7 protein-coding genes are annotated in these 6,344 nt (G+C 67.1%); 2 read left to right on the forward strand and 5 right to left on the reverse strand.

What is annotated here, in order from left to right; translation table 11 throughout:
* Positions 1-45: 45 nt before the first annotated feature.
* From ACXJKR_RS21115 to ACXJKR_RS21130, 4 genes are all read right to left on the reverse strand, one after another.
* Positions 46-162 carry a cytochrome oxidase small assembly protein gene (locus ACXJKR_RS21115; RefSeq protein ID WP_394326330.1) on the reverse strand — a complete coding sequence of 39 codons (117 nt, stop codon included), beginning with the start codon at positions 160-162 and terminating at the stop codon, positions 46-48.
* Complete coding sequence (gene ctaD / locus ACXJKR_RS21120; RefSeq protein ID WP_457324489.1) at positions 162-1,811, reverse strand: cytochrome c oxidase subunit I; 1,650 nt, start codon at positions 1,809-1,811, stop codon at positions 162-164. The genes ACXJKR_RS21115 and ctaD overlap by 1 nt, the downstream gene beginning before the upstream one ends.
* 30 nt (positions 1,812-1,841) lie before the next feature.
* Positions 1,842-3,020 carry a cytochrome c oxidase subunit II gene (gene coxB / locus ACXJKR_RS21125; protein ID WP_457324490.1) on the reverse strand — a complete coding sequence of 393 codons (1,179 nt, stop codon included), beginning with the start codon at positions 3,018-3,020 and terminating at the stop codon, positions 1,842-1,844.
* 195 nt (positions 3,021-3,215) lie between these two features.
* Positions 3,216-4,139: a biotin synthase gene (locus ACXJKR_RS21130; RefSeq protein WP_457324491.1), complete on the reverse strand. Its 924-nt coding sequence runs from the start codon at positions 4,137-4,139 to the stop codon at positions 3,216-3,218.
* A gap of 23 nt (positions 4,140-4,162) precedes the next feature.
* Between ACXJKR_RS21130 and ACXJKR_RS21135 the strand changes: the two genes are divergently transcribed.
* On the forward strand, positions 4,163-4,918 hold the full coding sequence (locus ACXJKR_RS21135) for a ComF family protein (RefSeq protein WP_457324492.1): 756 nt from the start codon (positions 4,163-4,165) through the stop codon (positions 4,916-4,918).
* 28 nt (positions 4,919-4,946) lie between these two features.
* Entirely contained in the window at positions 4,947-5,417 is a 471-nt protein-coding gene (gene trmL, locus ACXJKR_RS21140; protein WP_457324493.1) for a tRNA (uridine(34)/cytosine(34)/5-carboxymethylaminomethyluridine(34)-2'-O)-methyltransferase TrmL, read from the forward strand.
* 1 nt (position 5,418) lies between these two features.
* Here the strand turns inward: trmL and ACXJKR_RS21145 are convergent.
* On the reverse strand, positions 5,419-6,344 hold a 926-nt coding region (locus ACXJKR_RS21145), incomplete at its 5' end, for an NAD(P)H-dependent glycerol-3-phosphate dehydrogenase (RefSeq protein ID WP_457324494.1).

A 6,344-nucleotide genomic window follows, 5' to 3' on the forward strand; every position in this document is an offset into this window, starting at 1 on the left:
CCCTCGGGGGGCAGCAAACGAAGTGCGCGTGGGGGCTTCATCATGTCAGTGAGCCAGCAGCACCATCTTCGTGACGAAGCCGATGCCGAAAATCAAGGCAATCGACAGCAGGATCAATCCCAGCCGTCGGTTGGCTTTGCGCTGTTCGGGCGTCATGGCCATCAGGCGACGATCTTGGTGGCCGAAGCGTTCAGCTTGGGCGGCTCTTCGAAGGTGTGGAAGGGCGCCGGCGACGGCACTTCCCACTCCAGGCCTTCGGCGGCTTCCCAGGGCTTCTGCGCCGCCTTCTCACCCTTGCCGCGCATGGCCGGCACGACGACGAACAGGAAGAAGTAGACCTGCATCAGGCCGAAGCCGAAGGCGCCGATGGATGCAATCGCGTTGAAGTCGGCGAACTGCATCGGGTAGTCGGCATAGCGACGCGGCATGCCGGCCAGACCCAGGAAGTGCATCGGGAAGAAGGTGATGTTGAAGAAGATCAGCGAACCCCAGAAGTGGATCTTGCCGCGGGTCTCCGAATACATCACGCCGGTCCACTTCGGCGACCAGTAGTAGTAGCCGGCGAACATGCCGTACAGCGAGCCGGCCACCAGCACGTAGTGGAAGTGGGCCACGACGTAGTAGGTGTCCTGCAGCTGGATGTCGACCGGTGCCATCGCCAGGATCAGGCCGGTGAAGCCGCCCATCGTGAACACGAAGATGAAGCCGACGGCGAACAGCATCGGCGTCTCGAAGGTCATCGAGCCGCGCCACATCGTCGCCAGCCAGTTGAAGATCTTCACGCCCGTGGGCACGGCGATCAGCATGGTCGCGTACATGAAGAACAGCTGGCCCGTCACCGGCATGCCGGTGGCGAACATGTGGTGAGCCCAGACGATGAAGGACAGGATGGCGATCGACGCCGTCGCGTACACCATGGAGGCGTAGCCGAACAGGCGCTTGCGGGCGAAGGCCGGCACGATCTGGCTGACGATGCCGAAGGCCGGCAAGATCATGATGTAGACCTCGGGGTGGCCGAAGAACCAGAAGATGTGCTGGTACATGACCGGGTCGCCGCCGCCCGCGGGGTTGAAGAAGGCGGTGCCGAAGTGGCGGTCGGTCAGCGTCATCGTGATGGCGCCGGCCAGCACGGGCATGACGGCGATCAGCAGATAGGCCGTGATCAGCCAGGTCCAGGCGAACATCGGCATCTTCATCAGCGTCATGCCGGGGGCGCGCATGTTGAGGATGGTGACGATGATGTTGATGGAGCCCATGATGGACGAGGCGCCCATGATGTGCATCGCGAAGATGCCGGCGTCCATCGACGGGCCCATCTGCAGCGTCAGCGGCGCGTAGAGCGTCCAGCCCGCAGCCGGGGCGCCGCCGGGCATGAAGAAGCTGCCCACCAGCATGATGGCCGCGGGGATCAGCAGCCAGAAGCTGAAGTTGTTCATCCGCGCGAAAGCCATGTCGGCCGCGCCGATCTGCAGCGGGATCATCCAGTTCGCGAAGCCGACGAAGGCCGGCATGATGGCGCCGAACACCATGATCAGACCGTGCATGGTCGTGAACTGGTTGAAGAGTTCGGGGTTGAAGAACTGCAGGCCCGGCTGGAACAGCTCGGCGCGGATGCAAAGGGCCRGGATGCCGCCGACCATCARCATCGTGAAGGAGAACAGCAGGTAGAGGGTGCCGATGTCCTTGTGGTTGGTCGCGAACACCCAGCGGCGCCAGCCGTGGGGTGCGTGGTGATCATCGTGGTGGTCGTGATCGTGGGCGTGGCCGTCATGGCCACCGACCGCGCCGTGGGGGGGGAGCACTGCACTCATGTGATTTCCTCTGATTCGGCGTTCGGTCGATTACTTGCGGGCGGCCAGCACTTCGGCCGGTTGCACCGTCTGGCCCGTCTTGTTGGACCAACTGTTCTTCGTGTACGTGATCACGGCGGCGATGTCGGTATCGCTGAGCTGCTTCCAGGCGGGCATGCCCTTGTCCATGCGGCCGTTCAGCACGACCTGAACCTGCTGCAGTTTGTCTTCGGCGAGCACGACCGGCGACTTGTCCAGCGGCTTGATCGGGCCGGCGCCCGAGCCGTCGGCCTTGTGGCAGACGGCGCAGTTGGCGCCATAGACCTTCTCGCCGCGGGCGACCAGGGCGGCTTGCTCCCAGACCTTGTTCGGGTCATCGGCCTTGGCGGCGATTTCCTTCTTCTTGCCATCCACCCACTTGGTGTAGTCCTCGGCGGACACGACCTTCACGTGGATGGGCATGTAGGCGTGTTCCTTGCCGCACAGCTCGGCGCATTGGCCGTAGTAGTCACCGATCTTCTCGGCCTTGAACCAGGTGTCGCGCACGAAGCCGGGGATGGCATCCTGCTTGACGCCGAAGGCCGGCACCATCCAGGCGTGGATGACGTCGTTGGCCGTCGTGATGATGCGGACCTTCTTGTCCACCGGCACGACCAGCGGGTTGTCCACCTTCAGTAGGTAGTCGTCGACCTCTTCGGGGTGCTTGGAGTTCGAGGACTCGCGCTGGGCCGTGTCCAGCGTGGCCAGGAAGCCGATGCCTTCGCCTTCACCCTTCAGGTAGTCATAGCCCCATTTCCACTGGTAGCCGGTGGCCTTGATGGTCACGTCGGCGTTGGTGGTGTCCTTCATCGCGACGACGACCTTGGTCGCCGGCAGGGCCATGCCGATGACGATGAGGAAGGGCACCACCGTCCAGGCRATCTCGACGGCCACGCTCTCGTGGAAGTTGGCCGACACCGCGCCCTTGGACTTGCGGTGCTTGAAGATGGAATAGAACATCACCCCGAACACCGCGAAGAAGATGACCAGGCAGACGATCATCACGAAGTTGTGCAGCCACATCTGGTCGGCCGCGATGCGCGTGACCGGCTCGTGCAGATTGAGCTGATTGACGCCGGGGCCGCCCTTCAGGTCGTTGACCGCCAGGGCTGGGCCGGCCGCCAGGGCCGCCATCGCCGCCGTGGCCCAACGGCCCCAAGCGCGTGAGGCGCTATGCACTCGTGCGTTCATCATCGTCATGGTTGTCACTTGGTTCTTTGAAGAGCGGGGCTTGCTTGTCCAGCCCGACAGCTGGATTTGGGAGGCAAGTTCCGTGGGTTGAGCCGGGTGTTGCCCCAAAGCCCTCTATGCGGCGCGGGATTTTAGCCCAGGCTCCGAGAGGGACGGCCCATGCCGCCCCCGGGGATTCACCCCCTTCATCCCCCTTCACCCGGTTTCACGGCCCTTGCGCAGCGTTGCGCGCATGGCGTCGATGGACACATGGGTCTCGGCCGCCATCGTCAGCCGCGGCGCCGCCTTGAAGGCGTGGCCGAAAACGAGTTCCACCGTCAGCGCAAGCCGGCCTTCGCCGTCGCGCAGCGTTTCCAGCTGCGCCAGCAGTGCCGCCTTCCACTTGCGACCGCGCAAGCCGGCGAAGCGCGCGGGCGCCAGGTTGCCGCCCAGCGCCCGCAGGTCGGCAAGCAGGCTTTCGGGCGTGGCCCAGGTCAGGCGCAGCCGCTGCTGGTCCATGACGGGGTCGGCAAAGCCGGCCTTGAGCACGAGGTCGCCGATGTCATGCATGTCCCACCAGTCAGGCGCCGGCCGGCCCCAGCCGGCGCGCGCATACAACGGCCGCAGTTCGACGAAGCTGTCCGGGCCCAGGCAGGAAAACATCACAAAGCCGCCGACCGCGACGCTGGCCTGCCAGGTGTCGAGCAGCTCCGGCAGGTCGGCRCAGGCATGCAGGGCCATGTTGGACCACAACAGGTCGACCTGGGGCAACGCTGGCAGCGAATCGACATGACCGGAGGAGGCGCCACGCAGCTTCTGCCACCAGTTGCGCTGGCGCTTCTCGGCCGCGCGAGCCGCCAGCGCCGTGTCGGCTTCATGCCACAGCAACTCCGCGCTCGGGTAAGCCAGGCGCAGCAGCTCGCCACTGGCGCCCAAGGCCGGCGATGCGTCCAGCACGCGGTTCGGCTGCAGCTTGATATAGGTCAGGCGTTCGGCCATGCGCCCGGCGACCTCGTCGTGCAACCACGGCGGCTGCGCAGCGGCCGCGAGGCGGCGCGCCTGGTGGCGAACGGCGGCGGCGTCGAGGTCCTGGGGCCGCGGCCCCTTGTTTGAAGTAGGGGTCGAAGCCGGTTCACTCATGGAGCGGTCAGTATATTGAGCCGATGCCCGAGCGCTCCCTGTCGGCAACGAAGCCTGCACTGATCGAGAAAGTCCTGCTGCGCTGCGCCGGCCAGTGCGCCGTCTGCCGTGCCTGGAGCCACCAGACCATCTGCGAAGCCTGCCTGGCCCTCTACGCACGCCCGCAGCCGCGCTGCTGGACCTGCGCGGCCAGGCTGCCCATCGAATTGACCGGCAGGCCCCGCCCCCAATGCGGGCGCTGCCTGCACGCGGCACCACCGCTGGACCGCGCCGTGGCTGCGCTGGACTACCGCTTCCCCTGGGACGGCTTGCTGCAGCACTTCAAATACCACCAGGCCCTGGAACTGCGCGAGAGCCTGCTGGAGCGCCTGAACACGGCGCTGGCCGCGGCCGAGGTCGACGCGCCAGACTGGCTGCTGCCCGTGCCGCTGTCGAACGACCGCTTGCGCGAGCGCGGCTACAACCAGGCACACGAGCTGGCCAAGGCCCTGGCGCGCCRGCGCGGCCTGCGCTGCGAGCCGGAGATGCTGCTGCGGGTACGCCACAACGCTGCCCAAGCCAGCCTGAAGCTGGAGGCGCGCGCAGCCAATGTGCGCGGCGTCTTCGCCGTCGAGCCGCTGCGCGCGGCGCAGTTGCGCGGCACCTGCGTCGCGCTGCTCGACGACGTGATGACCAGCGGCGCGACGCTGTTCGAGCTGGCCCATGTGCTGCTGCAGGCCGGCGCGATGAGCGTGCAGGCCTGGGTCATTGCGCGCACGCCGGAGCCGGGCGAGGCATAGCCCAAGCGGGGCGGGATACTTCCGCCCCATGTTCCATATCGTCCTTGTCCAGCCGGAGATTCCGCCCAACACGGGCAATGTGATCCGGCTCGCAGCCAACACCGGCTGCAGCCTGCACCTGATCGAGCCCTTGGGCTTCTCGATGGAAGACAAGCTGCTACAACGCGCCGGCCTGGACTATCACGAGTACGCCCGCGTGCAGCGCCATGCCGATTGGGCGGCCTTCCTGGCGGCCGAGTCGCCCGACGCCGCACGCATGTTCGCCTTCACCACGCGCGGCAGCCGGTCCTTTGGCGAGGTGGCCTGGCAGCCGGGCGACTACTTCGTGTTTGGCAGCGAGACGGCCGGCCTGGCGCCCGAACTGCGTGAGCGCTTCCCGCTTGATCGGCGTGTGCGCCTGCCGATGCGCGAGGGCCAGCGCAGCCTCAACCTGAGCAACAGCGTCGCGGTCGCCGTGTTCGAAGCCTGGCGGCAGAACGGCTACGCAGGCGGCGCCTGAATTATTCGGCGCGGGCCTCGCGGCCCATCAGGTGCTCGACCGCCTCGCCGACACGCAGCCGCCCGTCCAGCAAGGCCACCATGGCCTCGGTGATCGGCATCTCGACGCCGGCCTCGCGCGCACGCGCCAGCACCGTCGGCGCGCTGTAGACGCCTTCGGCCACATGACCGAGTTTGGCCAGGATGTCCCGCAACGCGAGCCCCTGCGCCAGCATCAGGCCGACGCGGCGATTGCGCGACAGGTCGCCCGTCGCCGTCAGCACCAGGTCGCCCAGACCCGACAGACCCATGAAGGTCTCGGCCTTGGCGCCCAGGGCCAGGCCCAGGCGCAGCATCTCGGCCAGGCCGCGCGTGATGACGGCGGCGCGGGCGTTCAACCCCGGCGCATCAGGTGCGGCGCCGGAGAGGCCATCGCAGACGCCCACCGCTATGGCCATGACGTTCTTGACTGCGCCGCCGACTTCGACGCCAACCGGATCGTTGGACGTGTAGACGCGCAGCCTGTCACCATGAAAGGCATCGACGGCGGCCTGTGCGAGCGCTGCGTCCTCGCTCGCCGCGACCAGGGCCGTGGGCCGGCCAGCGGCCACTTCCTGCGCAAAGCTGGGGCCGGACAACACACCGACGCGCATGGCCGGCTGCAACTCGCGTGCGATCTCGTGGCCGAGCCGCCCGGTGACTGCCTCGAAACCCTTGCACAACCACAGCACGCGCTGCGTTGGCGGCAGGGCGGCGAGGGTTTCGCGCAGGCCGGACATCGGCGTCGCGACGATGGTCAGCCCGTCGGCGGCGTGCGCAATGGCTGCGGCACGGTCGCCGGTCAGGCCTAGCGCGGCGGGCAGTTCGCCGTCGGGCAGATAGGCCGCGTTGCGGCGGCTCGCCCGCATTTGTCCGATGGCAGTTGCGTCACGGCCCCACAGGCTCACAT

This window comes from Roseateles sp. P5_E11, from assembly GCF_054049355.1.

Bases quoted from the DNA above. Each gene is read 5' to 3' on its own strand.
- trmL (WP_457324493.1), top strand. From the start codon at position 4,947: ATGTTCCATATCGTCCTTGTCCAGCCGGAGATTCCGCCCAACACGGGC.
- ACXJKR_RS21115 (WP_394326330.1), bottom strand. From the start codon at position 162: ATGGCCATGACGCCCGAACAGCGCAAAGCCAACCGACGGCTGGGATTG.